Source organism: Undibacterium umbellatum, assembly GCF_014284125.1.
Taxonomy (GTDB): Bacteria; Pseudomonadota; Gammaproteobacteria; order Burkholderiales; family Burkholderiaceae_D; genus Undibacterium; species Undibacterium umbellatum.
The window spans coordinates 1-744 of record NZ_JACOFX010000063.1; the positions used below are offsets into that span (position 1 = coordinate 1).

Genomic DNA, 744 nt, shown 5'->3' on the forward strand with positions numbered 1-744 from the left:
CGAGTTCGATGTTTTCAACGAGGGCGGCGATGCCGTAGTCTTCGACGACGTAGGCGTCATTCGAGGATTCGTAGTTTTCGATACGGTCGCGCTTGGCGTTGTCGACGATCTGGCGGCGGCGGGCGCTGTCTTGGTAGTAAATGGACAGGTTGTCGTAGCGGGTGATTAAGAAGCTGTTGGGCGGGAAGTAGGGGACGCTGACGGCTTGCAGGCCACCGAGACGCTTTTGGCTGATGATGATGTCGGCGGCGAGGGTCTCGGTCGGGGCGTGGTTTGTATTGACCAACGGGAAGTATTTGTCGTGCATGAGTTCGCGGCCGACGATGCAGACCAGGCCTGCGTCTTCACGGAACCAGGGGTCGAGGAGGGTGATGGCATCGAAGACGGCGGCGTCGAGGTTGGCGTAGTCGCCGTTTTGGCCGATTTTGACTTTGCCTGGGGCGTTGCCGTGGGACATGACGCGCTGCGGGGCGTCTTCGCGCATGTGTTGCAGCCAGCCGATGTTGACGTCTTGTAACAGTGGGTGGGCGGTGATGTCGGTATTGGGGGCGATGCTGGTGCCGTGGAAGCCCATGACCATGCGGTCTAGCGCCTGGCGTTTGACGATGACGTCACGGATGCGGGTTTGGAAGTCGGGGAATTTGGCCCAGACATCGAGCTTGGCATAGGGGACGTGGGTGTCGTAGTTGGTTTTGCTGCATTTGTAGCGGCCGTTTTCCAGACCTGTTAAGTCGCGGGTTTGGC

General features: G+C 59.5%; 1 protein-coding gene. It reads right to left on the reverse strand.

Going from position 1 to position 744, the window contains the following annotated elements; all coding sequences use genetic code 11:
* Positions 1-744 (reverse strand): phage major capsid protein, P2 family (locus tag H8L47_RS30505; RefSeq protein WP_186957335.1); only part of this gene is annotated, 744 nt, incomplete at both ends.